The 26,269-nt window shown below is 49.8% G+C and carries 25 protein-coding genes and 1 pseudogene; 12 read left to right on the top strand and 14 right to left on the bottom strand.

Annotated features, from left to right (window positions below; all coding sequences use genetic code 11):
- Nucleotides 1-309: 309 nt before the first annotated feature.
- The 6 genes from kdsA to hemA all read right to left on the bottom strand — a co-directional run bounded on the left by kdsA (nucleotide 310) and on the right by hemA (nucleotide 5,785).
- Nucleotides 310-1,164, bottom strand: a complete 855-nt coding sequence (gene kdsA / locus SC206_RS03235) for a 3-deoxy-8-phosphooctulonate synthase (RefSeq protein ID WP_332734107.1) — start codon at nucleotides 1,162-1,164, stop codon at nucleotides 310-312.
- A 59-nt stretch (nucleotides 1,165-1,223) separates the two neighbouring features.
- A complete protein-coding gene (gene sirB1 / locus SC206_RS03230; RefSeq protein ID WP_332734105.1) occupies nucleotides 1,224-2,033 on the bottom strand; it encodes an invasion regulator SirB1 in 810 nt (269 codons plus the stop codon).
- Nucleotides 2,034-2,035: 2 nt separating this feature from the next.
- On the bottom strand, nucleotides 2,036-2,437 hold the full coding sequence (locus tag SC206_RS03225) for a SirB2 family protein (protein ID WP_332734120.1): 402 nt from the start codon (nucleotides 2,435-2,437) through the stop codon (nucleotides 2,036-2,038).
- Between the two features lie 53 nt (nucleotides 2,438-2,490).
- Nucleotides 2,491-3,330, bottom strand: coding sequence for a peptide chain release factor N(5)-glutamine methyltransferase (prmC, locus tag SC206_RS03220; protein WP_332734103.1), 840 nt, complete (start codon nucleotides 3,328-3,330; stop codon nucleotides 2,491-2,493).
- The gene (gene prfA, locus SC206_RS03215; RefSeq protein ID WP_332734101.1) at nucleotides 3,330-4,412 is read right to left on the bottom strand and encodes a peptide chain release factor 1; all 1,083 of its coding nucleotides are present in this window, start codon (nucleotides 4,410-4,412) and stop codon (nucleotides 3,330-3,332) included. Before prfA ends, prmC begins: the two co-directional genes overlap by 1 nt.
- 95 nt (nucleotides 4,413-4,507) lie before the next feature.
- On the bottom strand, nucleotides 4,508-5,785 hold the full coding sequence (hemA, locus tag SC206_RS03210; RefSeq protein WP_332734099.1) for a glutamyl-tRNA reductase: 1,278 nt from the start codon (nucleotides 5,783-5,785) through the stop codon (nucleotides 4,508-4,510).
- Nucleotides 5,786-6,064: 279 nt separating this feature from the next.
- Here hemA and lolB point away from each other — a divergent pair, with 279 nt between their 5' ends.
- The 3 genes from lolB to SC206_RS03195 all read left to right on the top strand — a co-directional run bounded on the left by lolB (nucleotide 6,065) and on the right by SC206_RS03195 (nucleotide 8,797).
- A complete protein-coding gene (gene lolB / locus SC206_RS03205; RefSeq protein WP_332734097.1) occupies nucleotides 6,065-6,691 on the top strand; it encodes a lipoprotein insertase outer membrane protein LolB in 627 nt (208 codons plus the stop codon).
- A gap of 1 nt (nucleotide 6,692) precedes the next feature.
- Nucleotides 6,693-7,568 (top strand): 4-(cytidine 5'-diphospho)-2-C-methyl-D-erythritol kinase, encoded by an 876-nt coding sequence (ispE, locus tag SC206_RS03200; protein ID WP_332734095.1) that lies wholly within the window; start codon nucleotides 6,693-6,695, stop codon nucleotides 7,566-7,568.
- Nucleotides 7,569-7,849: 281 nt separating this feature from the next.
- On the top strand, nucleotides 7,850-8,797 hold the full coding sequence (locus tag SC206_RS03195; protein WP_332734119.1) for a ribose-phosphate pyrophosphokinase: 948 nt from the start codon (nucleotides 7,850-7,852) through the stop codon (nucleotides 8,795-8,797).
- Between the two features lie 158 nt (nucleotides 8,798-8,955).
- Here the strand turns inward: SC206_RS03195 and ychH are convergent, their stop codons facing one another.
- Nucleotides 8,956-9,228 (bottom strand): stress-induced protein YchH, encoded by a 273-nt coding sequence (gene ychH, locus SC206_RS03190; protein ID WP_332734093.1) that lies wholly within the window; start codon nucleotides 9,226-9,228, stop codon nucleotides 8,956-8,958.
- 297 nt (nucleotides 9,229-9,525) lie between these two features.
- Here ychH and pth point away from each other — a divergent pair, with 297 nt between their 5' ends.
- The 3 genes from pth to SC206_RS03175 all read left to right on the top strand — a co-directional run bounded on the left by pth (nucleotide 9,526) and on the right by SC206_RS03175 (nucleotide 12,096).
- Nucleotides 9,526-10,116, top strand: coding sequence for an aminoacyl-tRNA hydrolase (pth, locus tag SC206_RS03185; protein WP_332734091.1), 591 nt, complete (start codon nucleotides 9,526-9,528; stop codon nucleotides 10,114-10,116).
- A gap of 137 nt (nucleotides 10,117-10,253) precedes the next feature.
- Nucleotides 10,254-11,345 carry a redox-regulated ATPase YchF gene (gene ychF, locus SC206_RS03180; RefSeq protein WP_332734090.1) on the top strand — a complete coding sequence of 364 codons (1,092 nt, stop codon included), beginning with the start codon at nucleotides 10,254-10,256 and terminating at the stop codon, nucleotides 11,343-11,345.
- Between the two features lie 310 nt (nucleotides 11,346-11,655).
- On the top strand, nucleotides 11,656-12,096 hold the full coding sequence (locus tag SC206_RS03175) for an NUDIX hydrolase (protein WP_332734089.1): 441 nt from the start codon (nucleotides 11,656-11,658) through the stop codon (nucleotides 12,094-12,096).
- Nucleotides 12,097-12,262: 166 nt separating this feature from the next.
- Here SC206_RS03175 and SC206_RS03170 read toward each other — a convergent pair whose 3' ends face one another.
- From SC206_RS03170 to SC206_RS03160, 3 genes are all read right to left on the bottom strand, one after another.
- Nucleotides 12,263-13,237 carry a GlxA family transcriptional regulator gene (locus SC206_RS03170; RefSeq protein WP_332734088.1) on the bottom strand — a complete coding sequence of 325 codons (975 nt, stop codon included), beginning with the start codon at nucleotides 13,235-13,237 and terminating at the stop codon, nucleotides 12,263-12,265.
- Between the two features lie 128 nt (nucleotides 13,238-13,365).
- Nucleotides 13,366-14,145, bottom strand: a complete 780-nt coding sequence (locus SC206_RS03165; RefSeq protein ID WP_332734087.1) for an MBL fold metallo-hydrolase — start codon at nucleotides 14,143-14,145, stop codon at nucleotides 13,366-13,368.
- 256 nt (nucleotides 14,146-14,401) lie between these two features.
- Nucleotides 14,402-15,256, bottom strand: a complete 855-nt coding sequence (locus SC206_RS03160; protein WP_332734086.1) for a LysR family transcriptional regulator — start codon at nucleotides 15,254-15,256, stop codon at nucleotides 14,402-14,404.
- Between the two features lie 93 nt (nucleotides 15,257-15,349).
- Here SC206_RS03160 and nagA point away from each other — a divergent pair, with 93 nt between their 5' ends.
- On the top strand, nucleotides 15,350-16,444 hold the full coding sequence (nagA, locus tag SC206_RS03155) for an N-acetylglucosamine-6-phosphate deacetylase (protein WP_332734085.1): 1,095 nt from the start codon (nucleotides 15,350-15,352) through the stop codon (nucleotides 16,442-16,444).
- A 255-nt stretch (nucleotides 16,445-16,699) separates the two neighbouring features.
- On the opposite strand, the gene SC206_RS03150 is transcribed toward nagA, so the two are convergent.
- Nucleotides 16,700-17,515, bottom strand: coding sequence for an oxidoreductase (locus SC206_RS03150; RefSeq protein ID WP_332734117.1), 816 nt, complete (start codon nucleotides 17,513-17,515; stop codon nucleotides 16,700-16,702).
- Nucleotides 17,516-17,637: 122 nt separating this feature from the next.
- On the opposite strand from SC206_RS03150, the gene SC206_RS03145 reads away from it, so the two are divergent.
- The 4 genes from SC206_RS03145 to SC206_RS03130 all read left to right on the top strand — a co-directional run bounded on the left by SC206_RS03145 (nucleotide 17,638) and on the right by SC206_RS03130 (nucleotide 21,358).
- Nucleotides 17,638-18,558 carry an AraC family transcriptional regulator gene (locus SC206_RS03145; protein WP_332734115.1) on the top strand — a complete coding sequence of 307 codons (921 nt, stop codon included), beginning with the start codon at nucleotides 17,638-17,640 and terminating at the stop codon, nucleotides 18,556-18,558.
- Between the two features lie 189 nt (nucleotides 18,559-18,747).
- Complete coding sequence (locus SC206_RS03140) at nucleotides 18,748-19,482, top strand: metallophosphoesterase family protein (protein ID WP_332734084.1); 735 nt, start codon at nucleotides 18,748-18,750, stop codon at nucleotides 19,480-19,482.
- A gap of 508 nt (nucleotides 19,483-19,990) precedes the next feature.
- Nucleotides 19,991-20,464, top strand: a complete 474-nt coding sequence (locus SC206_RS03135) for a hypothetical protein (RefSeq protein ID WP_332734083.1) — start codon at nucleotides 19,991-19,993, stop codon at nucleotides 20,462-20,464.
- A gap of 273 nt (nucleotides 20,465-20,737) precedes the next feature.
- Complete coding sequence (locus SC206_RS03130) at nucleotides 20,738-21,358, top strand: LysE family translocator (RefSeq protein WP_332734082.1); 621 nt, start codon at nucleotides 20,738-20,740, stop codon at nucleotides 21,356-21,358.
- 467 nt (nucleotides 21,359-21,825) lie between these two features.
- On the opposite strand, the gene SC206_RS03125 is transcribed toward SC206_RS03130, so the two are convergent.
- The 3 genes and pseudogenes from SC206_RS03125 to SC206_RS03115 all read right to left on the bottom strand — a co-directional run bounded on the left by SC206_RS03125 (nucleotide 21,826) and on the right by SC206_RS03115 (nucleotide 25,399).
- Entirely contained in the window at nucleotides 21,826-22,893 is a 1,068-nt protein-coding gene (locus tag SC206_RS03125) for an Abi family protein (protein ID WP_332734081.1), read from the bottom strand.
- A gap of 440 nt (nucleotides 22,894-23,333) precedes the next feature.
- A pseudogene (locus SC206_RS03120) lies at nucleotides 23,334-24,089 on the bottom strand (carboxymuconolactone decarboxylase family protein).
- A gap of 98 nt (nucleotides 24,090-24,187) precedes the next feature.
- Nucleotides 24,188-25,399 (bottom strand): multidrug effflux MFS transporter, encoded by a 1,212-nt coding sequence (locus SC206_RS03115; protein WP_332734080.1) that lies wholly within the window; start codon nucleotides 25,397-25,399, stop codon nucleotides 24,188-24,190.
- A gap of 157 nt (nucleotides 25,400-25,556) precedes the next feature.
- Between SC206_RS03115 and SC206_RS03110 the strand changes: the two genes are divergently transcribed.
- The gene (locus SC206_RS03110; protein WP_332734079.1) at nucleotides 25,557-26,237 is read left to right on the top strand and encodes a hypothetical protein; all 681 of its coding nucleotides are present in this window, start codon (nucleotides 25,557-25,559) and stop codon (nucleotides 26,235-26,237) included.
- Nucleotides 26,238-26,269 lie beyond the last annotated feature (32 nt).

Here is a 26,269-nt window from a genome sequence, read left to right as displayed (position 1 = left end):
AGTGGCTGAAGGAGCACGCCTGGAAAGTGTGTATACGAGAAATCGTATCGAGGGTTCGAACCCCTCTCTCACCGCCAAATTAAACGAGAAGGCCCTGATGAAAATCAGGGCCTTCTTGCTTTTCTGCAATCTGTGATTTTCTCTTCTTTATTACTGCTGCTAACGCAATAAAAAAGGCGACCCGAAGGTCGCCTCTGAAATTCTCAAGTGATCCCAGAACGCTTATTAAGCTCTGAGAACGCTAATCAGCACTGAGAACGCTTATTAAACTCTGAGAACGCTAATCAGCACTGAGAACGCTTGGTGAATTTATTTACTTGTATCGAGCGCCGGGAAGCTCTTGACCAAATCGTCGATGGCTTTCATCTGCGCCAGGAACGGCTCCAGCTTGTCCAATGGCAGCGCTGAAGGACCGTCACACTTGGCGTTGGCCGGATCTTCGTGGGCTTCAATAAACAGGCCAGCAATGCCTACCGCCATGCCAGCGCGTGCCAGCTCGGCAACCTGCGCACGACGGCCGCCAGACGCTGCACCAAACGGGTCACGAGTTTGCAGCGCGTGAGTCACGTCGAAGATGACCGGATGACCGCCAGTGGCGTTAATCATCACGTTCATGCCCAGCATGTCGACCACGAGGTTGTCATAGCCAAAGTTGCTGCCGCGATCGCACAGAATAACCTGATCGTTGCCGCCTTCTTTAAACTTGTCGACGATGTTACCCATCTGACCCGGGCTAACAAACTGAGGCTTCTTGACGTTGATTACCGCGCCGGTTTTCGCCATCGCTTCAACCAGGTCAGTTTGACGCGCCAAAAATGCAGGCAGCTGAATCACGTCAACAACCTCGGCAACCGGCTGTGCCTGCCAGCTTTCGTGAACGTCGGTGATGATCTTCACGCCAAACGCGGCTTTCAGGTCCTGGAAAATCTTCATGCCTTCGTCCAGACCCGGTCCACGATAAGAGTGGATGGAAGAACGGTTGGCTTTGTCAAAAGAGGCTTTGAACACATAAGGAATGCCCAGTTTGTCAGTCACTTTGACGTAGTGCTCACAAACGCGCATCGCCATGTCACGTGATTCGAGCACGTTCATGCCGCCAAACAACACAAACGGCAAATCGTTTGCTACGTTGATATCCTTAATGCTAACCACTTTATGTTTCATGCTTTGGCCTTAATTAATAATAATTCATTGTTACAAGGTGATAGCCTGCCAGAGGCTGATTAATGCAACGTTACCCGTTTTTGTTCAATCGAGTGGATCTGTACTTTGATCACTTCCGATATCGGATCTTCCGGGCATTGTTCGACAAAATAGTTTAAATCAGAAATCGCGACATGATGACAGTCAAGCTGCGCATAAATCAGTCCGCGATCGCGAATTTCGTAAGGGTCATCGGGATCAAACTCTAGCACGGCTTCGCTGGTGCTAAGCGCCAGCTCCATCTGCTTCTCTTCCATCAGCGCCGCTTTTAACGTATCGAGCATTTTACGGATGATCATGGTGTGATCGGCCTCTTCGAGGTCATCATCTTCAATCTCGGCGCTGACGCCCAGATTACCCTTCAACCACACCTGTAAAATATGTTCGCTGAGGGTTTCGCCGTTAAGCGGATTCACCAGCCACATCTCTTCGTCGAGCCAGTCGGCGCGCACAATAAGCTGAGTCGGGAAAATCACCGGCATCAGAGGCAAATCAAGCGCGTGCGCAATGTGCAGAAAAATTACCCCCAAAGAGACCGGCGTGCCCTGACGCGAGGCCAGCACCTTGTCAATCCAGATGGCATCGGACAGGCGATACACGCCGCCTGCGCCGCCAAACCCCCAAATGTGATAAAAGAGGTCAATCAAAACTTCAAGCTGCTGATCCTGATTCAGTTCTTCAGGTACCTTGCTTCTGGCTTCTTCCACCAGAGCCTGCAACTGACGATTCACATCGTCGGCTTTAAAATCAAAGCGAATTGCCTGCGTGACAAGGATGACACCGGCGCTGAGCGGCGCGGCGTTAAATTCAAAATCAGCAATGGTATTCATAGTTATCCCATTAGCAGCGGTATTTTTGTTATGGCTAGCTTAACAATCAAATACAAACAACCCAAGGCAAGAATAAAGGCCACCCAGCGAGTTTTTTGACTGCGCGCTTTTTTCTTGCCTTCTCCCAATGCCACAAAACCCAGGGCGATATAGATAATAACGCCAAACAGCTTTTCGGTCAGCCATGAACCTTGTGGGGAAAAGGGGTAAAAATGGGTGATGACCACCAGCCAAATCCCGCTTATCAGCATAAAAGTATCAATGATGTGCGGCGCGATTTTTACCCAACGCTGCTGCACTATCTCGGCTTTGGCCCATTTCCAGAAAAAGCGCAGTATAAACAGAGCGATACTGGCAGTTATAAACACAATATGGAAATCTTTTACCCAAATATATGACGACATTGCAGCACCTTTCTTATTTTGGTCGCTTTGATAGCGCCTTATTAACCTACTTTTTACTGCACGCCAGACCACTGCCCCAAGGTCACGCGATCGTTATCGCCATAGTCCCTGATAGTTTCGACAGCGTTAAAGCCGACGCCAAGCAGGATATTTCGCACCGCTTCGCCCTGTTCCCAGCCGTGCTCCAGCAGCAGCCAGCCGAGCGGCTCAAGATAGTGCGGCGCTTGCTCAACAATCAGTTCGATGTCAGCCAGCCCGTTGTTATCGGCAATCAGCGCGCTCGCGGGTTCGAAACGCACGTCGCCCTGCGCCAGATGAGGATCGGCGGCATCAATATACGGTGGATTACTGACGATTACTGCGAAACGCTGCCCAACTACGGGCGTAAACCAGCTGCCTTGCAAAAACTGCGCATTGTTGATGGCCAGTTTGCTGGCGTTATAACGCGCCAGCGCCACGGCATCAGGCTGGAGATCGACGCCGATCACGTCGTAATCAGGCCGTTCGCTGGCGATCGCAAGGGCAATTGCCCCGGTTCCGGTGCCTAAATCCAGCACGCGCGCGGGTTGCGCGTTAAGACGGAGCAGCGCTTGCTCAACCAGGCATTCGGTATCGGGACGGGGAATCAAGGTGGCAGGAGAGACAGAGAGCGGCAAAGACCAGAACTCGCGTTCGCCAACGAGATAGGCGACGGGTTCGCCCTTCTCGCGACGGATTAACAGCGCGTCAAGCTGTGCCAGCGTCTGCTCATCAAGAAGCGTTTCGCCAAAGGCCAGAATATAGGTACGCGAACGGCCAGTGACGTGACCGAGCAAGATTTCAGCATCTCGCTTCGGGCTATCACTGGCCGCTAAACGCCCCACAGCCTGTTTCAGCCAGCGGGTAAAATCCATTATTCCTGCTCGGATAACGCGGCGAGCTGGTCTGCCTGATACTCCTGCACGATCGGCTGGATAAGCATATCAAGCTTGCCTTCCATCACTTCATCCAGACGGTAAATCGTCAGGTTGATACGATGGTCGGTCACCCTTCCCTGCGGGAAGTTGTAGGTGCGGTTACGGTCGGAACGGTCACCGGTGCCGAGCAGGTTGCGGCGGGTTGACGCCTCTTCCTGCTGGCGTTTCGCCACTTCGGCGGCACGAATACGCGCGCCCAGGACGGACAACGCCTTGGCCTTGTTTTTGTGCTGCGAACGTTCGTCCTGACATTCCACCACAATGCCGGTCGGCAAGTGGGTGATACGAATGGCGGAGTCGGTGGTGTTAACGTGCTGACCGCCCGCGCCCGATGAACGGAAGGTGTCGATGCGCAGGTCACCGGCGTTGATTTCCGGCAGTTCGGCTTCGGGAACTTCAGGCATTACCGCCACGGTGCAGGCCGAGGTGTGAATACGGCCCTGCGATTCGGTTTCTGGCACGCGCTGCACGCGATGGCCGCCGGATTCGAATTTAAACTGGCCGTAAACGCCGTCGCCGGAAACTTTGGCGATCACTTCTTTATAACCGCCGTGCTCGCCTTCGTTGGCGCTCATTACTTCAACGCGCCAGCGGCGAGTTTCGGCGTAGCGGCTGTACATGCGGAACAGGTCACCGGCGAAAATAGCCGCTTCGTCACCGCCGGTTCCGGCGCGGACTTCGATAAAGCAGCCGCGCTCGTCGTCGGGATCTTTAGGCAGCAGCAGGAATTGCAGCTGTTGCTCCAGCTCTTCGAGCGTAGTTTGACACTGTTTGATTTCGTCCTGCGCCATCTCGCGCATTTCAGGATCGTCGAGCATCTCCTGCGCGGCGGCCAAGTCTTCCTGCGCCTGACGCCACGTCAGAAAACAGGCTGATACATCGCTCAACTGAGCGTATTCGCGGGAAAGATTGCGGAATTTATCCTGATCGGCAATCACGGCGGCGTCGCCGAGCATCGCCTGAACTTCTTCATGGCGCTCTTGTAACACTTCCAGTTTGGCAACAATAGAAGGCTTCATGCGTAGTGTTTAACCCTGTGGTAATAAAAACTGTACCCGTCATCCGTGGGACGCAGGTGTGTTGGCCGCCTTCAGACGAAGGCCTTTGGGGTATCTTACTGATCTAGCCCGAGACTATCGCGTAAAATCTGCAAACGTTCAACGTCGCCATCGCTGGCGGCCTGCTGAAGTGAGCGGGTAGGGGCATGAATAAGGCGGTTGGTAAGTTTATGGGCCAGTTCGTGGATCACGCTTTGAACGTCGGCGCCCTGCGCAATCGCCGCGATGGCTTTGGCTTCCATATCGGCACGCACGGTATCGGCGCGAGAACGGTAATCGCGAATAATGTCGACCGCGCCCTGCGAACGCAACCAGGCCATAAAGTTGGAGCTTTCCTGCTCGACGATGGTTTCGGCCTGAATAGCCGCCGCCTTACGCTGGGCAAGATTTTGCTGAATAATGCTGTGCAGATCATCAACGCTATAAAGGTAGGCGTTGGCGAGTTTGCCGACCTCCGGCTCGATATCACGCGGAACCGCGATATCCACCATCAGCATCGGCTGATTACGACGCGCTTTCAGAGCACGTTCGACCATTCCCTTGCCGATAATAGGCAGCGGGCTGGCGGTAGAACTGATAATGATGTCGGCGTCGGCCAGGCGTTCGTCGATATCCGCCAGTGAAATCACTTCGGCACCGACTTCGTCGGCCAGACCCTGCGCGCGCTCGCGAGTACGGTTGGCAATCATCATGTGACGTACTTTGTGTTCACGCAGATGACGCGCGACCAGCTCGATGGTTTCACCCGCGCCGACCAGCAGCACATTGACATCGGAGAGGGATTCGAAGATTTGGCGCGCCAGCGTACAGGCGGCAAAGGCCACTGATACGGCGCTGGCACCGATATCCGTTTCGGTACGCACGCGTTTGGCGACCGAGAAGGATTTCTGGAATAAACGCTCAAGCTCGCCCGACACCGCCTGACCGTGCTGCGACTCGGCAAAGGCTTTTTTAACCTGTCCGAGAATCTGCGGCTCGCCCAGCACCAGCGAATCAAGGCCGCTGGCTACGCGCATCAGGTGACTAACCGCGTCGTTATCCTGATGCCAGTAAAGGCTCTTTTTCACCTCTTCCGCCGACAGCTTGTGGTAGTCACACAGCCACGCCACCAGTTGATCCTGCACGCTTCCCTTGCCCTTCAACTGCTCCTGCTGCTCGACGCTCAGATAGAGTTCGGTACGATTACAGGTAGACAGCACAACGCCGCCCTGCACCAGCGGTTGCTGAAGCAGACTCGAGAGCGCCTGTTCGATAGTGTCGGGGGAAAACGTCACCTTTTCACGTAGCGATACTGGAGCGGTTTTGTGATTAATGCCTAATGCAAGTAGGGTCATGGGAGCGATAGTCGAAAGAGACTTTTCTTTGTATGGGTTTACGTCTGGAGCGCATTCTACAAGATGCGCGAGATCAATAAAAGCCACACCGCACTATCTGTCCGGTTTTTATAAACGTGCGCTTCGTTTTTTATAAAAAGCTGTGATTTAGCGCACTTGCGTATTATGAGTAATTCTCATTTACCGATATTTCCGACTCATCGGGCTGCGTAAACTTCGGCTGGGATATGCTAGTATTCGCTTAATAAAGCGTACATCAATGAAAGGACCCAGCTCGTTATGTCAATGCATAAAGCTCATTTACTCCGCCTGCTTCCCCTCGCCAGCCTGGTACTGACCGCCTGTTCGACCTTCTCGCCGACCACAGGCCCTTCTACCAGCCCGACCGCGCCGCAGTGGCGCCAGCACGAGCAACAGGTTAAACAGCTACAGCATTATCAAACCCGTGGGGCCTTCGCCTATATTTCTGATAAACAAAAAGTTTATGCTCGCTTCTTCTGGCAGCAGTATTCGCCGCAAAGCTACCGCCTGTTGCTGACCAATCCGTTGGGCAGCACCGAGATGGAGCTGAAAGTGCAGGACGGCAATGCGCAGCTGACCAACAACGAGGGTAAACAGTTTACCAGTGACAATCCTGATGAAATGATTCAAAAACTGACGGGAATGTCGATTCCACTCGCCAACCTGCGCCAGTGGATGCTTGGCCTGCCCGGCGACAGCACCGATTTCAGCCTCGACAGCCAGTACCGTCTGCGCCAGGTTAATTACAAGCAAAAAGGCCTGAACGGCAGCGTGAGCTACCAGAGTTACGACACCACCGTGACGCCGCCGCTGCCTAACCGCCTCGAAATGACGCAGGGCGATCAGCGCATCAAGCTTAAAATGGACAGCTGGACGTTAAACTGAGATGACGCAATTCTGGCCATCTCCGGCTAAACTCAATCTGTTTCTGTACATCACCGGACAGCGCGCCAACGGCTATCACGACCTGCAAACGCTGTTTCAGTTCGTCGATTATGGCGACAAACTGGCGTTTTCCCTGCGCGACGACGAGAAAATCACACTTTCGCCGTCCGTTGACGGCGTACCCGACGAGCAGAATTTGATTGTTCGCGCTGCCCGTTTGTTAAAGCAGCGTCTTGAGCAGGACGGCAAGCCCGCGCCGCGCGGTGTCGATATCCAGCTTGAGAAAGTGTTGCCGATGGGCGGCGGGCTCGGTGGCGGTTCGTCAAATGCCGCGACCACGCTTATTGCGCTGAATTATTTATGGCAAGGCGAGTTGAGCGACGAGCAGCTCGCCGCGCTGGGCGTGAGTCTAGGTGCGGATGTGCCGGTGTTTGTGATGGGTCATGCCGCCTTCGCCGAAGGCATTGGCGAAGTATTAGTGCCCGTGTCGCCGCCGGAAAAGTGGTATCTTGTCGCACATCCGGGTGTCAGTATTCCAACGCCCGCGATTTTTGGCGATCCCGAGTTGACGCGGAACACGCCAAAACGCCTGATTGATGAGCTATTACATGCAGATTTCAGTAATGATTGTGAGCCTATTGCAAGAAAACGTTTTTGCGAGGTTGAACAGCTTGTTTCATGGCTGCTAGAATACGCGCCGTCGCGCCTCACTGGAACAGGTGCCTGTGTGTTTGCCGAATTCGACACAAAGGACGCCGCCGACGAGGTGCTGAACAAGGCTCCGGCATGGATTTCCGGTTTTGTCGCTCGAGGCGTTAACGTCTCGCCGCTGCATCAAACCCGTGCCGAGCTGATGAGAGCCGCAGCCAAAGTATAGAGCGTCACGGCAGTAAAGCAGTGTCACAGTAGTTAAGCAGTGTCGTAGTATTTAACAGTGTCAAAGTAGTCAAGAAGCGTTACTGTGCCCGCTCGCGTGTCTGTTCTTTGCCAGCCTCTCGGATTTTTGTTTTAAGCAGTATGCCCGTCGAACGTTCGCGCAGTGCAGCGCGCGGAGTGAAAATGGGTAAGATGTACGTATGTATATTGCTGTGGTTTCGCTCACCGCCCGGTGAAACCATGAGCCGTATCTTCTCTGGACGCAAGCCTGAGGTTCTTCTCGTGCCTGATATGAAGCTTTTTGCTGGTAACGCCATCCCGGAACTAGCACAACGAATTGCCAACCGTTTATACACCAGCCTAGGTGACGCCGCCGTTAATCGTTTTAGTGACGGTGAAGTAAGTGTGCAAATTAACGAAAATGTACGTGGCGGAGATATTTTCATTATCCAATCCACCTGCGCGCCTACTAACGACAACCTGATGGAACTCGTAGTCATGGTCGATGCACTCCGGCGCGCGTCTGCCGGCCGCATCACGGCAGTTATCCCCTACTTCGGTTATGCACGTCAGGATCGCCGCGTGCGTTCAGCGCGTGTACCGATCACCGCCAAAGTCGTTGCAGACTTCCTTTCCAGCGTTGGCGTTGACCGCGTATTAACCGTAGACCTGCACGCAGAGCAGATTCAGGGCTTCTTCGATGTCCCGGTTGATAACGTGTTCGGCAGCCCAATCCTGCTTGAAGACATGATGCAGCAAAATCTCGAAAACCCGATCGTGGTTTCTCCAGATATCGGTGGCGTTGTGCGTGCTCGCGCCGTTGCCAAACTGCTGAACGACACTGACATGGCTATCATCGATAAACGTCGCCCTCGCGCAAACGTTTCGCAGGTGATGCACATTATTGGTGACGTGACCGGTCGTGACTGTATTCTGGTCGATGACATGATCGACACCGGCGGTACGCTGTGTAAAGCCGCTGAAGCGCTGAAAGAACGCGGCGCCAAGCGCGTATTCGCTTACGCGACTCACCCAATTTTCTCTGGCAACGCCGTAGAAAACATCAAGCATTCCGTGCTCGATGAAGTGATCGTTTGCGATACCATCCCGCTGTCCGCCGAAATCCGCGCCCTGAAAAAAGTGCGTACTTTGACGCTGTCCGGCATGCTGGCTGAAGCCATCCGTCGTATCAGCAACGAAGAGTCAATTTCAGCGATGTTCGAGCATTAATCCCCATTTGTTCCGCTATTTATCTTTTGAATTTAACTGATAAGTTGCGGAACATGGTGTGATTAACGAGAAAAGCCCCGGCCGGGAAATCGGTCGGGGCTTTTTGTTTGCTCATCTTGATTTTTAACTATTTAATATAAATCGAAAACCTATCAAAATCAGGGATGACGATGATTCTTGCGGCAGCGGGCATCGTAATGTCGCACCCAGTAATAACGGTCGGCGACGGCTTCACGCCCCCCGACTCTGGCACCCACCAGCCACATTAATGCGCCGATAAAAATCGCCATAATCGCGCCCTGTGTTAAATAGGATGGCATACCAAGTTCCGATAACTGGCTCATTACCGCGCAGGCTATGCCGCCGATCATGGTCACCAACCCTACTCCCATCAATACGTTACCGCACACTGCTGCATTTTTGCGTCTCATACGTCACCTCCGGTCATCCTTTAAACAAAACTTTGCCGTTGAGCAAAGCGCGCCTCTGCGTCCTGATTAAATTATAGTCGCCGAGGTGCTGCCAAGTTGCGGGGACGATCACAGTGTCGAGAGACAAAATGACAAAACTTTACGCTTTGATAACTTATCTGTATGAAAAGCGAATAGTTTATAATTGTAACTATTCAATTCTGCATCAAATCGGTTTTCTTTCGCCCACGATTTGGCACATCGGCCAAGCACGGGTAAACTAGCGGCCAGATTATTTCCTCGAGAAGCGAAAAGAACGTGAGCAGCATTAAATTAATCGTTGGCCTGGCGAATCCAGGCGCTGAATATGCCCAGACCCGCCACAATGCCGGTGCCTGGTATGTCGATTTACTGGCGCGTCAGCATAACCAACAGTTAAAGGAAGAGAGCAAATTCTTCGGCTACACGGCGCGCTTGTCGCTGAATGGGCAAGACGTTCGACTGCTGGTGCCGACCACGTTTATGAATCTGAGCGGCAAGGCGGTGAGCGCGATGGCGAACTTTTATCGCATCGAACCCGCCGAGATTCTGGTCGCTCATGACGAGTTGGACTTCCTGCCCGGCACCGCCAAAATCAAGCTTGGCGGCGGCAACGGCGGTCACAACGGCCTGAAAGATATTCAGAGCAAACTGGGCAACAACCCCAACTTTTATCGCCTGCGCATTGGCATCGGCCATCCCGGCGATCGCAGCAAAGTGGTCGGTTTTGTGTTGGGCAAACCGCCAGCCAGCGAACAGCGCTTGATTGACGACGCCATCGACGAATCGCTGCGCTGCACCGAAATTTTAATGAAAGACGGATTATTGAAGGCGATGAATCGTCTGCACAGCTTTAAAGCCGAAGCCTGATAAAGCCGACGCGCCCCGCCAACCGCGATGCGGATCGAGTTCATTAGCTAAACTGTGTATAATGAGCGGAAATAAGGTCATTACATCGGGCAGAATTATTAACTGCCTGATTATCAAGCTATTAAGGTGATATAAACATGGGATTCAAATGCGGTATCGTCGGCCTGCCGAACGTCGGTAAATCAACTCTTTTCAACGCGCTGACCAAAGCGGGCATCGAGGCGGCCAATTTCCCGTTCTGTACTATCGAACCCAACACCGGCGTTGTGCCGATGCCTGACCCGCGTCTCGACAAACTTTCCGAGATCGTAAAACCTCAGCGCGTGGTGCCAACCACCATGGAATTCGTTGATATCGCCGGTCTGGTAAAAGGCGCGTCAAAAGGTGAAGGTCTGGGCAACCAGTTCCTGACCAACATCCGTGAAACCGAAGCTATCGGCCACGTGGTACGTTGTTTTGAAAACGACAACATCATTCACGTGAATAACAAGGTTGATCCGGCTGACGACATCGACGTAATCAACACCGAGTTGGCGCTGTCCGACCTCGACACCTGCGAGCGCGCCATTCATCGCGTGCAGAAGAAAGCCAAAGGTGGCGATAAAGACGCAAAAGCCGAACTGGCCGCGCTGGAAAAGTGCCTGCCACAGCTTGAGCAGGCCGGCATGCTGCGCGCGCTGGACCTCAGCGATGAAGACAAGGCAGCCATCCGCTACCTGAGCTTCCTGACGCTGAAGCCAACCATGTATATCGCCAACGTTAACGAAGACGGTTACGAAAACAACCCGTACCTCGATGAAGTGCGTGCTATCGCCGACGCCGAAGGTTCTGTTGTGGTTGCCGTGTGCGCCGCCGTTGAGTCTGACATCGCCGAGCTGGAAGATGAAGATCGCGCCGAGTTCATGGCCGAACTGGGTCTGGAAGAGCCGGGCTTGAACCGCGTGATCCGCGCTGGTTACGAGCTGCTGAGTCTGCAAACTTACTTCACCGCTGGCGTGAAAGAAGTCCGCGCCTGGACCATCCCTGTTGGCGCGACCGCTCCACAGGCTGCTGGCAAGATCCACACCGACTTCGAGAAAGGCTTTATCCGCGCCCAGACTATCGGTTTCGACGATTTTGTTGCCTATAAAGGCGAGCAAGGCGCGAAAGAAGCCGGCAAGATGCGTTCAGAAGGCAAAGAGTACATCGTGAAAGATGGCGATGTTATGAATTTCTTGTTTAACGTTTAATTGTTTTAAACGAACTCGACTCATTGCCCTCTGTTTTCGGACAGGGGGCATTTTTTTGTCTTCAGTAAATACCTCGCGTAACGACATAGCCTGTCTGGAATTTTGCCTTGCTGGCCTATTGATCAAAGAGGCCAGCACGCGCTACCGTTGGATCCGAAGATTCATCTGGAGTTTGGTTTGTTCGCATCTTCTCGAGCAACTAAGCCCCCTCTTGAAGGCTTCTCCAAGAATGAATTGGCAGCCTCCTGCTGATCAATATCTTATAAAACGAACCTCTGCTTACGGCACGCAGGTATTCGCAGGAGACCCAATGCGCACTCGTCCATCATCTCGCTTGATAATTCTTTCGCCAGAAAATCACGTTCTACTTTTTCGTTTCTGCCATACAGACGATGCTTTAAGTGGAAAGACATATTGGGCAACTCCGGGTGGAGGACTCGAACACAATGAATCTTATGAACAGGCTGCATTACGCGAATTATTTGAAGAAACCGGTTTGAAAAGAACAGCGACAGGACCCCAGATAGCTTCTAGAAGCTTCACAATGATGCTGCCAAGTGGGGAGACAATTCTCGCTGAAGAGCGTTTTTTTATTATTAATACAGATAAATCAGAGATCGACTGCTCAGGCTGGAGTAGTAACGAAAAGAAAGTAATTCGCGATCACTATTGGTGGGCAGTCGATGAGCTCAGAGAAACCAGTGAAACAATCTTCCCACGCGATTTAATCATCAACATACTTGAAGGCTAGTTAACCCGCTCTTAACACAAAGCACATCATAATTATTTACATGTACACTTTTGGCACTTAGATGACTTTTTCAGAATAAAGGGCTGCTTTCAGCGAGGAACAGACGTTATACAAACACCTTCTGGCGTAAAAAAACTGAAAGGATTTAAATGGGTAGAGCGGCCTATTACTTCACTTCGACATCAACGGGCGCAGGCCCTCGAAAAGCTCTACGCCATTCGCTTGGGCTGACACTGAATCTCGCTTTGAAGCTCTGGCGAAACGAGATTGGCGACTGAAAACCCACCATTTCGGATAGACTTTCAATGCTATTGTTCGTCGTTTCCAGTAACTCCTGGCTTCTTTGAAGGCGTTCCGAATTCAGCCAATCTCCAAGCGAAGTTCCGGTTGCCTTGATAAAATGACGCGTTAACGTTCGCCGACTCATGCTGACAAACCCGGCAAGTGAGTCGAGATCATGAGGCTTGTCCAAGTTACGGCGCAAATAGTCTATTAATTCGTTCATTTTGCTATCCCGAGTAGATACCGGGACCGGACGTTCAATAAACTGGGCCTGACCGCCTTCCCGGTAAGGAGGAACAACCATTCTTCTTGCCACCCGGTTAGCTATCGCAGAACCGTAATGGTCACGGATAATATTCAGGCAACAATCAATACCGGCGGCGGTACCCGCAGAGGTAATCAGACGCTCATCACTGGTATAAAGCGAGTTGCTATCTAGATGAACTGCAGGAAATCGTTTAATGAATTCCTGTTCGAACTCCCAGTGCGTCGCGGCACGATGCCCATCAAGCAAACCTGAATAGGCCAGGACGTAAGCACCGAGACAAAGCCCCACAATTTCTGCGCCGCGCTGCCAAGCGTTTATTAGCGAATCCAGCAGAACCTGAGAAGGCTTTTCTTCCGGATGATTCCAGTAAGGCACGATAACAATATCTGCGGTGTCCAGCAGCTCAAGTCCATACTCCACGTTGATGGACAGACCCATATCCGACAAAACGATGCCAGGGTTTTCAGCACAGATTTCGACGCGGAATAAATCCGGTTGCGGCATAGACTGCCCGAAAATAATACAGGGGACTGAAAAGTGGAATGGACTAAATCCGACCGTGGCAATCACGGCGACCGTCAGTGCAGACATAACGTTAACCTTACCGTAAATGATAACCACCAGCTCATCGGTGGCTAAGACGCTGATTTTAACTGACCAGACAATAACAGGTGACCCGTAGTAATGGAATTCCTCACCAGGTCAGGTGGGATGACCCATCAGAAAGCCATTGTCTCACCGTCTGCAGGAATCAGAACCTTATCTTCGATACCATGTTCAAGCGTGAACTCGCGAAGTTCCGCCCGGGTAAGAAGGCAATGATTAATCGATTCCATATGAGACGCCACGACGGTCGCAGTCGGCAACATTTTCAACGTGCGCAGTGTGTCCTCCTTGCCCATGATAATCGGACCGTAAAGATCATTTACCGCATTACCGGTGTTCAGCACCACAATCTCTGGTTTGAAACGCTGCAGGTTTCTTGCGTAAGGCTTAACCCAGACAGTATCACCCGCGATATACAGCGTTTTTTCATCATGGTGGGTGAAAACCAGCCCACATGCATCACCGAGTAACTCACCCCACTGGGCATCTGCATACAGTTCGTTGCTGCCATGCTGGCCGTCGGTTTTATAAATAGTCAGGCCGTCTACAAAATGATTTTCATCTTTCAGAACGCGAATGTTGAGAAAGCCCTGAGAACGGAGAAGCGCCGCATCTTTTTCATCCTGCGTGTAGATAAGCATCTCTTTGGGAACAGCCTGCTGGGCAGCCTCATCCCAGTGATCGGTATGGGTATGAGTCAGGATCACGGCATCAACCGCCAGTAAATCCTCAATGGCAACAGGCAACGCAACCATGGGATTACGCAGATGGGGGCGTGCATTTCCAGCAAAACCGTCCCAGGCTTCTTTTTCGGCCATCATAGGATCGATAAGGAATTTTTTACCGGCATATTCCAGTACCAGCGTGGCATTGCGGATTTGCGTTAATTTCATTGATTGCTCCCGTCATTAATCAGATTTATTCACCCACCCTATTGGCTGTTGTGCTGCCGGGAGGATGCGAGGGGGCTTATCATAAATGAGTAGGAAATCGGCCGTGACAGGCTCTCTGGTCATTAACCGATGAAATCAGGTCAATCGTAGCGATTGGCAAAATATTGCCGACCGCACACCGCGGCCGGTCGGTATTCCAATGATTAACACCATTCAAGAATTCATTGTCCCATTAACTTATTTACCCCGAGGATAGCTACTTAGTCAGTTCAACCGCTAACAGGAAGTCTTTTAGCGCTTTTCGATGCGGTTGATTACGCCACATGATGCCTAAAGGCCATGTATCAGAACCTGCGCGGACGGCGTTAAGCTCAGCGCTTGGCGGCATTAACATACGCATACTTTCAGGTAAAAAAGTTACCACGTTATCTATTGCGGTCCATGCCAGTGCAGAGTGAAACTCATTCGTTATTTGCCTGATCTGTGGCTCTATTTCCTTCTGCTGATAATAGTGCATTACCTGCAGGTAAAAATCGGGGGCGGCTTCATTTCCCATTAATACTAATGGAGATCTGATCAGGGATTTTACGTCCTCTGGTATACGCCCTCTGAAAATAAGCAGCAGTTGATCCTGTTGTAATACCTGCTGCTCCAACCCTTCACAGGACCGAATACGCATAAAGCCAACGTCAAGCTCACCTTCGTTGAGCCCTGTTAGCTGACCAGAACTTGAAATGTCACGAAGTTCGAGTGAAACATTTGGCCACTGCTGCCGAAATAAAGCTGCTGCCTTGAGCACCCGATTTATAGCCCAATAGCCAAAACCAATGCGAAGTTGATCTTTCTTACCGTGCAGCAATTGCTTGGCGGATCGCTCCAATCGGTCACATTGTGCAAGCGTATATTTAGCCTCGTCCAGCATTTTGAAACCAAATAGCGTTAGTTCGCTGCCATTACGTCCACGTATAAAGAGAGGCGCTCCCAACTGATCTTCCAGACGCTGCAATTGGCGTGTAAGCGTAGGCTGACTGAGTGACAATATCTTTGCTGACTGGCTGATATTACTTGTTTCAGCCACTGTGACGAAAGCACGGAGTAACTGCGTATCCATACAAGACCTGCATAATTTTTGATAAAAATTCATTATAACTATGGAAGAAAAGCTATTAAATTTCACCCATATTTTACTTCTGAGGAGAGTGACATGTGGGAGATTTTGACTGCATCTGGTTGGCGCAAGGGAACGATTAAAGTCGATGAGTCTGGCAGGATTGCAAATATTTCCCCAGCCAGAGGCAGGAGTCAGGGTTTTATTATCCCTGGGTTTATTGATTTGCATGTTCACGGCGGAGGCGGGAAGGACATTATGCAAGGTGGTAATGCCGTGAGCAGGATGAGCCAGATCCATGCGCAACATGGCACTACCAGCCTATTGGCCACTACCATGACAGCGAGCACTGAAGCACTGACTTCAGCGCTTGAAGACATCAGCCTACATATGCAAAACAAACGCGATGCCGGCGAATCTCGCGTGCTCGGCGTGCATCTCGAAGGCCCATTTATCAACCCGGATAAACTGGGGGCGCAGCCACCTTTCGCCAGAAAAGCCATCAAGCAGGAGTTGGATCAGCTTCTTAAGCTAGCTGACGTAAAACTCATTACCCTCGCGGCGGAATTTGAGGAAAATCTGGCCTTAATCCCCTATCTGACCGAGCGAAACATTCGGGTGCAACAAGGGCATACGCTTGCAAGCTATCAACAGAGTGTAAAAGCCATGCTGATGGGTGCCAGCGGATTTGCTCACTTGTATAATGCCATGAGTGGAAATGATCATCGCCAACCCGGCGTTCTAACTGCTGCGCTGGCACATGCTGACTATGCTGAAATAATACCTGATTTAGAACATGTTCATCGCGGAGCTATCCTTGCAGCACGGCGGGCTATTCCCAAACTTTATGGGGTGACAGATTCATGTTCAGCTGTCGGCATGCCCGATGGTGAATATCAGCAGGGCGAATACAGGATTTATAAATGCGCAGGTAAATCAGCTGCGCGCCTTGAAAACGGTACCTTGGCGGCCAGCACACTAACAATGGATCAGGCATTACGTAATTTCATTGAGCTGGGTCTACCGTTGGAAGAGGCGTCACTACGTTTATCACGATATCCCGCCGACTTTCTTGGCCTCGAGGATCGTGGTCGTCTTGAGGTTAACGCGTGGGCAGATTATGTCGTTATGGACGAAAAATACCATGTACAGCAAGTCGTTATCGAAGGAGTAAATGTACCTCGCAATTGAGTGTTTCCTTCCGCAGGTAATGATGAAAGAAAAATGACGGTCCTAATTCGAGCCGTCAGTAATTTCACCGCGTGCCAAATCACAAAATCAGAGAAGTAGGCAAGGGTAACTATAAGCGAAAAGCGGAAAATGACTTCGCCGCAAGCCGGGAAGATCTGAGCGGCAAGAGGAATCAGAATCATGCTCGAGTGAAATGGCCGTTTGTAAGACCGGCCATAATCGAATATCCAGTCTACTCTTTGTATCAGAAACTGATCAGCCATCCGTTGAACGGGTTAGTTTTTCCCATTGTTCTATTTCCTCTCCTAATGCCGCAAGCTTTTGCCGCACTAAACTTAATGCATCACTGCCTAACAATAAATGCGTTGGTGGGGTCTGGCTCTCAATCACTGCCAGCATGGCGTGGGCAGCCTTTACAGGATCGCCAAGTTGCTTACCGCTTTTTTCCTCACGAGCCCGGCGAATGGGGTCGAATAAAACGTCATAGTCCGGGATACTACGGGCACTGCGTACCATTGAGCGCCCTGCCCAGTCCGTTCGAAACGAGCCGGGTGCCACTGCGGTCACGTGTATGCCGAACGGGGCAAGCTCTTTACTTAACGTCTCTGATATCCCTTCCAGTGCAAATTTGCTGCCGCAGTAATAGCTGATGCCGGGCATGGTAATGAAACTGCCCATCGAGGTGATATTGATAATGTGTCCGCGACGGCGCTGGCGCATGCCCGGTAGCACGGCTTTGATCATCGCCACTGCGCCAAACACATTGACGTCAAACTGGCGGCGCATCTCTGCGAGCGAGGATTCTTCCAAAATGCCTTCATGGCCGTAACCGGCATTGTTCACCAGTACATCAACCGGACCGACGGTGGACTCAATCTTACTAACCGTCTCATCAATACGCTCAACGTCCGTGACATCAAGCAGGAGGCCATAAGCCCGCTGCGCATCGAGCGCCTCGAAAGCCTGCTGTGCTTCGCTGTTGCGCACGGTACCGATGACTTGATGGCCTACGGCGAGAGCTTCCCGCGCCAGCGCACGACCAAAGCCACTGCTGACGCCGGTGATTAAAATCTTTTTTCAGATGCCATAAAAAGAACTCCCATAAACAGTGAAGGTTGCATGGTATTCTTTGTTCTGCCGCATTTTTAGGCCTTATCTTCTCTTTTTCTTGCCTGATTTTATGAGGTGTTATGATGTCTGAAATGATTGCCCTGATGAAAGCACTTGCAGTGCAGGAGGGATACAACCTTACTGCCTTGCCTGATGTGCGAATTTTGCGTTCTGATCGCCCGCTTGCCAGAACGCCTGTGCTTTACGATCCGGGGATCGTGATAGTCTGTCAGGGCAGCAAACGCGGCTATTTCGGTCAACAGACCTATTTATATGATGAACAACATTATCTGGCGGTTTCGGTGCCGGTGCCGTTTGTGATGGAAACCGACGCGTCGGCAGAACATCCGTTGCTGGCGATTTATATGCATCTGGATTTTCAGCTTGCTGCTGAACTGATGTTGCAGATTGAACAGCATGGCGCCCCGCATCCTCCCGACGTACCGCAAAGCATGATGTCGAGCCCGATGGATGACATGGTAAAAGTAGCCGTGCTGCGCTTGCTTGAGATCCTGAACAGTCCGCTTGAGGCGGCTATCCTCGGTCCTGCACGGGTGCGTGAGCTCTATTTCCGCGTATTGACGGGCTCACAGGGCAACGCAATGCGTGCCGCGCTGGCCTTGCAGGGGCAGTTTGGCAAAATCGGCAAAGCGATACAGCGCATCCATGCCACTTACGCGGAGCCGTTAACGCTGACACAACTGGCGATGGAAGCCGGAATGAGCGTGCCGACGTTTCATCACCATTTCAAAGCGATAACCCAAATGCCACCGATGCAATATGTGAAATCGGTACGCCTGCACCAGGCGCGGATGCTGATGGTACGTCAGCAGATCACTGCCGCCGCCGCGAGTTACGCCGTTGGCTATGAAAGCCCATCGCAATTTAATCGCGAGTTCAAACGCCTGTTTGGCCTGCCGCCGGCTGAGGAGATAAAACGCCTGCAGCGTAACTTCGCCGTTCCGCCTGTGCAGCAAGCGTCGATATTTGTTTCATCGCATTGAAGCTTATACGGCATGGCTGAATATACCGTGAGGTATGTAACGTCCGCTTTTGGCTTTCAGTTCAATCAATGGAATACCGTTCTACATTAATGATGAGCAGACCTATTACGAGCATCTTTAATATTGACTTACTACACGAATTAAAAATGTAATAGGTAAACTCAGCTTTCAAAAGACAGGTGCTTAACGATGAAGTTTGCAGTCATATCGGATATTCACGGAAATATTTTCGCTCTCGACGCCGTGCTTCATGATATCGAAAACCAGAGAGTGGATTTTGTTGTCAATCTTGGCGATATTTTTTCAGGGGGTCTTTGCCCGGCGGAAACGGCAGAGAGACTTTTGCCGCTAAATTTTCCCACGATAAAAGGTAATCACGAACGACAGCTGCTTGAAATGCCACCTGAAAAAATGGGACTGTCGGATAGCCATGCGTACAGGCATCTTACACAGCAGCACTGGGATTGGCTGCGAAATATGCCTGCTGAGTTAACGCTTTATGATGAGATCCTCATGGTTCATGGGATCCCTGGTGATGACAAAGTGTATTTACTTGAAGAAGTCACCGATTCTGGCGTCAAGGCATCCTCTGTCACCAGAGTTAGCCAGTATGTGAAACATCAAACCGCGTCTCTTATTCTCTGTGGACACACTCATATTCCCCGAAGCCTTGAGCTGGACTCAGGATGCCTTATCGTAAATCCCGGTAGTGTGGGTTTACAGGCCTATGATGACGATGAGCCCTATTATCATAAAATGGAAAGCGGTTCACCGCATGCCCGCTATGCGATTTTGGAAAAATACGACGATAAATGGTCCGTAGTGTTCCAAAAAGTAGCTTATAACTGGGAAGAGGCCGCGAAAGTTGCCTTAACTAACAATCGTCCTGACTGGGTTAACGCGTTAAAAACAGGAAGAATGTAATAAATAATAGTGACAAGAAGAAGTAACAACGCTCTATCTGAACAAAGATTTATAGTGACCTAAGGCACGACAGTCCGCTTTTGGCTTTGAGTTCTTCCTGACGAACACTAGTGCCAATAAATGTAATAAACACGCAGCCGCTCGTGTTGACTGCCCTACTCCCGCATGACTATCGCTGAGGTTTGGCTCGGCCATTAAGTGCGGCTCGCATTATTGAACCTCTCACTTTCGTCATTTCTGCTGTCTCAAGCAGTTCATCTATACTCACTATTGCAGTTGTCATGTGCATAGGAGGTCGCGCCTTAATCAGCATTTTCTTTTTGCTAACAAAGTAAGTTGTGCATGGGCTGCCAAATCCTTATGGCATTGCAGGATGCAACTCAGCGTTCAAACGAAAAGCGTCTAAATTACGTGACCGTGTAAATGCGTTAATAAACAGAGTTTTCCTAGCTTACACCCCACTAAAGTTTAAAAAATAATAAACTTCGGTTTATCCGGGAGATCACTAATGAAAATAACTGGATTTGTTTATTCCGCTTTAATTGGCCTTGTCGCCAGCTGCCGTTCAATGACGCCAATGGCTACCCTCGCCGCAGCACGTCTTTCCCGGCGCAACACATCGGGCAGTCTGCTGCTGTTGAACCGCCCGCTATTTAAATACGGCGCGCTAGCGATGGGTGTAGGTGAGCTGTTTGGCGATAAGATGAAGTCAGCGCCAGATCGCACCGTGCTTTTGGGCTTGTCGGCACGTGTGGCCAGTGCAGGGATTGCGGGCGCCGCGCTGGCACCAAGCGGAGAAGAAAAAACGGGGGCAGCGATCGCTATCTCTGCCGCTGTGCCACTTGCCTATGTCACGCTTGCGGCACGTAAAAAAGCCATGACAGGAATGGGGCAGACCAAAAGTGGCTTGATTGAAGATACGCTCGTCGTCGCTCTCGGAGCAGCGGTGGTCTTCTTCGCAACACGCCCAAATCGTAAATAAACGTACTCACTCTTCAAAGGATGATCTCGGCGAGCCATCGTGAGTGGGTCAGTGATTGCTTCTGGCACACAGCAGCCGATTACGAATATGCAGGTCAGTTTTAGTCGAAAAGTGGGCGATACACCTAAAACATCGGTGTATGCAGTAGCCCGCTTTTATCCACATGAGCCTCATTATTTCTGACAAATAAGTCGAAATTTTTTAATAAAAATTCGGCAAGCAATTGTTTAAATTGTACTAAGTGGATAAAATTCGCTCTTTCGGATAAAGAAAATGTCTGTCACCGATTCACTTCTCGCTTTCTCCCTAGCCGCACTCTTGCTGACGATGACGCATGGTCTTGATACTGCCCTTATTCTTAGAACCGCCTGTGCCGAAGGGGGTAAAAAGGCTTTTCAGGCTGCTCTTGGGATTGATACCGGCTGTTTCATATGGGGAGGACTTGTCGCGCTTGGCCTAGGCGCGCTAATGGCGGTTTCAGAACTGGCTTATACATTACTTAAAATCTGTGGTGCGGCCTACTTATGCTGGCTGGGCTTGCAACTGCTGATGCGTCCGAGATCCTCTTTCAGTCACGGCGACGATAACCCATCTTCAAATGGGCATTGGTTTATTAGAGGAATGCTTGGAAATGTACTTAATCCCAAAATAGGTATTTTCTATGTCTCTTTCTTGCCTCAATTCATACCTGCCGGGCACTCTCCTTTAATATGGACGTTTATACTTGTCAGCATCCATGTCGCGATAGGCACAATCTGGTCAGTCATACTTATTTTATCCACGCATTACGCATCCGCCATATTGAAGAAAAGTAGTGTTGTGAGAGTAATGGACAGAGTGACGGGCGGATTGTTTCTATGCTTTGCGGCTAAACTTGCTCTCAGCTCAAGGTAGTCCGATCACTACTGGAAGAGCTGAAAACGTCCTTTTTTGGCTTTGCGTTCAATCAATGGAATTGATTTACTAAGATAGTTGAGAACGTTGAGCAGAAACTAAATGGCCTCGTGCCCGTAACGGACATTGCCGCTACGGGCCCTTCCACAGATACCCATTATTGTGAATAATCCCTAGGGTTTTCCGTTGTAACCATCCCAATACGTTTCAGTGGCTGATTTCAGGAGCAGAGCCGCCTGTTCGTTAGGTTGCTACGTGTCTCGCGTTTTTATCTACGCTTCCATCAGACACACATGCGTTTAATAGCACAGCAATTGAAATCGCTGATGCCGCCGATTTTATGTTCATTTTAAAATCCATTTAAATGGTGATCCTACGATTTATCGGATTGAGTATAACGAGCAACGTACTAAGTTTACAGGTTAAAAACAATTAACTTATCTTTGGATGATACGGAAATTTTCAACTTATATTGGCTTTACTGATGAAGCTACAGGATGACGACCGCTATTTTTATTTTCAGGCTCGAAAGTCACAATATCACCTAGGTTATAAATCTGCAGGCCACCAGCGAAGTTCTTAGCCTGCGCTATAAATTTTTTTCCATCGATTTTGCTAAGGATCATTGCGAATCCTTTAACTGTATCAAGGGAAATAATTCCTCCTTTATGACGAGTTTCAAGTAAAGCACTACTCAACCAGCCTTCGCTTTGATTTGAGTGAAGGTTTGACAATCCGGCAGGTAATTGTTTATTTTTCCAGAGCGCGTGGGGATTACATAACTCGTTCATTTTTTGTGTGTTTTCTATAATACTCAATAGCTTGAGATTTGAAGGATTAATCCATCTTATAACTTCAAGACATTTATAATAGTCGCGAGCAACTTTATTGATGGCCTGCTCTACACTGTAGGTTTTTTTAGAATGCCAAAGCGGTTCATGGTGGGATAACCGATTACGTAACGTATTGATATCACGCAAGTCAGCACCAATTCGATTGAGCGAGAGAGGATTACCATTTTTCTTGTCTAGCGCATAAGGGAAAACTTTAGGTAATAGATGTGGCCATAGGCTTAGATACGAAGCACGATCGTATTCATATTTTTTATCGACCATGGAAACCCAATAGCCAAAAGTCAGCTTGGCAATGAGATTTTCTGTCGTGTTTAGTTTTTCTTCTTTTTTTATTTGCCGTTTGGCATTTTCGATAGCGTTGTACGAATTACAATTATTGCTTTGTGTCATTACAGTAACGAACCACTGAGAATCTATTTGATCCTTTAATTTTGGCCAGTCGTGAAACTCACTTGTCTCCTCAATGACATTTTCCTCGTATTTTATTTTCGCTGTCCAAATTGCATTTCTCAACGAAACTTCAATAATTTGCAATGCAGGCAGAAATGCACCAGCAAGCTGTTTATTCCAAAGATAAACCCCAAGACACTCTTCCTCAGTAACTCCCTTAAATACCGATGATTGATATGTAGCAAACCGAGGTTGTGAAATAGAATTTAATATAGCGGCTATAGTCATCATTAATCCTTTAATTTCCAGCCACTATATATCCATATGCATTTTCAAGCCAAGGAAGTTTATACTTGACGGTGGCTTCAATCAGCATGATAATCCGCTCCAGAGACAGGATCTCTAACTGTGTGAGCGTTACTTGCCATCAGTGCCAGTACGTGAGATTTTAAAAAAGGCTTCCTTCGGGGGGCCTTTTTTGATCGCGAACATCCTAATATTGTTTTTAATCAAATTTTTTTAATCCACCCTGCCTTGTTATCATCACAGTCTTCTTTCATAGCGATTGAAAATTTTTAGTGTTGTTCTGAAGTTAATCCAAAATATTTATAAAATTGATCTTTCACGTTGTCTTTTATTTGTCAGATAAAAAACGGTCCGCGAAAGCGAACCGTTAATTTAATCAGTAATGAATAGCGTTTAACCCGCCAATTTTATTTTACGCTATTAGGTTACGACGATTTTTCCGTGGCCAGCTTGAGCGCATTTTCAGCGCGCGTTGCCGCACCAACTTCGCCTTTATCTTTCAATATTTGCACCAGCTGATGCAGCTGGCTGACGGTTAGGCCAACTCGCAGGCTGGCGCGCATGTGTGAAAGCAGTTGCGACTCCACGCCCGGCGTCGCGGCAAGTGCTCCGACAGTCGCCAGCTAGCGGCTCTGCCAGTCCAGATTATCGCGCTCGAAAATGTCGCCAAATAAATGAGTTTGCAGAAACTGATTGATAACGGGGGCAAAGTCCATCAGCGGTCCTTGTACTGGCGCACCGGAAATTTTAGTCTGATTGGCGGTGCCCACCTGACGTAACTCCTCCCCCACCGGAATTTTGCCAACAGGATCTTTCCCGGGCGCATCATCAATGCCACGCGCCTTTCGCGCCTCAACCACTTTCATCAACTCGTTCAAGGCATTCAAACTGCGCGGAAAGCCCGTGTAGGCATAGAGCTGAACGAGGATTTCCTTGGTTTCGCTGATAGACAGGCCAGCATCCAGCCCCTGATTCAGCGAGGCGTTGAGCTTTTCCATATTACTGGTCGCCATAAACGAAGCGATGAGGGGAATTGCCTGCTGACGTGCGGACAGTATTTGTGCGTTTGATTGTTGCTGATTCATTGCTGAATCTCCTTGTTTCACAGGTGCGGCATAAGAAACGGCGACCCCAGCGAACATGAGCAGGCTCGCCAAGGTCAATTTTTGAATGACTTTCATTTTTTGAATGACTGTCAGTTTCCAAATGACTTTCAATGTATGAATAGAGTTCATCTGTCACCTTTCTATGAATTTAACAACGAAAACATCCGTGGGACTTAATTGGCCGCAGCCGGCGTTTTTGCCGTTAAGGCAATCAATGCGCTGACGACGGCAAAGACGGCGATAATCCATGCCATGGTCCACGGCGTGCCGTCACTCATTAGCGCTAACAGTAATGAAGATATGATCCCGCTGCCGTACTGCAATGCGCCCATCAGAGCTGAAGCCGAACCGGCTACATTTGGCACGGCATCCAGTGCGGCGGCGGCGGAAGTTGCAGCAATCACGCCGTTCATTGAAAAGAAAATGAAAATCGAAACGATAATCAGCGCCATACCACCGACGTGCATTTTCACTGCGAAAGCCAATACCAGCGCGGCAATAGCCGCAACGGAAACAGCATATTTAAGAAGCTGTTCAAGCGGATAACGATTAACCAAACGTCGGTTGAGCAGACTCATGCCCATGAGTCCGACAATGTTCACCGCAAAAAGCCAGCCATAGTGCTGAGGTTCAACCTTGAAATAGGTGATGTAAACGAAAGGTGAGCCGGTGATAAACGCATAGGCCGCGACATAATAGGCAGTCAGGCAAAGGGTAAATCGCATGTAATGGATGTTTTTCAACAGCATAAAGTAATTATGAAAGGCGCTCGGCAAAGAGGCTTTGACGCGCTTCTCTTCCGCTAGCGTCTCTGGTAACCAATACAGCGAAATCAGCATTAAAATACCGATAACCGCCAGTAACCAGAAAATGGCGTGCCAAGTGGTGAATTGAATCATCTGACCGCCCAGCAGCGGGCCGGCAATCGGGGCAATCGCCATCACCAGCATCAACGTTGAAAGCATCTGCGCCGCACGATTACGGCTGAACAGGTCGCGGATCATCGCCCTTCCCAGCATCGGTCCCGTACAGGCCCCTAATGCCTGAAAGACTCGCCAGAAGACAATGTGCGTAATATCGTTTGAAAGCGCACAGCCTATCGAACCAATAATGAATAATCCCATGCCGATAAAGAGTGGTTTTCTACGCCCGTAGTGATCGCTAATAGGCCCCCAAATTAGTTGGGCGATACAAAAACCGATTAAAAAGCCGGTAATGGTCAACTCGACATCGCCGTGCAAATCTTTAGTCATCATCGGCATGGCAGGCAGATAAATGTCAGTAGAGAGTGAGGTAAACGCCATTAACGCGCTGAGAATAAAAACAAAAGCGAGCCCGGAGGTTTTAACTTTATTACTTGTGGAACTCACCGCTAATTCATTCATGAAAAGTCTTCTATATATTTATAATGACTATCATGATAACGGGATTAATTCATTGGATAATCCAGCGAAAAGATATAGCCTTTATGAATAGGATTCATTAATCATTTTTGTCTAAATTTATGATGACAAGTTCAGACGCAATTCAAGGAAGAGAACCATGCGGATATACAGGAAACTTACCAGCATTCCCAAGTGTCGAAAATCGACTCTGGTGACGTTACCACTGTTAATAACCTCGATATTCCTGCTGACAGGATGTCCCCCGCCACCGGATACAACCCAGTGGCAGCGACCTAATACGGATATTGACGGCGTGCGCGTCGCGATGGGTAAATGCGGCGTAAAACTGCCTGGCGCCGAGATCCCCAAAACGGATAATGAGACAGTTCTTTATTATCAGTGCATGGAGAATATGGGCTTTAGCCGTAAAAACGGTTTCAAGATTTGCAGCGTTTACCAAGATACGCCAGCCTGCATTACCCAAGAGCAGGGGCATCCATTGAGTCAGAATCAGCTCGACGCGCTGCCTTTTGTCGCGGACAGAGGGTTTCATCCCATCAAGCCGAATTCCGGCGTAAGCATGTTTTCGTTAATTAGTTGGCGTAAAGCGGGCGCCTCGCTGCATTATTCACATGAAGTCGAAAACGATAAGCAAGCATTGGCGGTGATGTATCAATGTGGTTATCCGCAACCTTTGGGCTCGACACCTTATGTGCCGACGCTGCGTAAAGCCGCGCATGTTCAACAATGCATGCTGGATAAAGGTTTCGAACCGAAATACAAACTCAATCTCGTCTGTCGCAATTATCCGCAGGTCACGGGCTGCCCGAAAACATAATGATTCCCTGCGAACATACCTCTAATAAACTG

The organism is Rouxiella sp. T17, from assembly GCF_036663475.1.
Lineage (GTDB): Bacteria > Pseudomonadota > Gammaproteobacteria > Enterobacterales > Enterobacteriaceae > Rouxiella.
The sequence above is the reverse complement of the archived record's forward strand: the minus strand, read 5'-3'. Positions and strand labels throughout refer to the sequence as shown.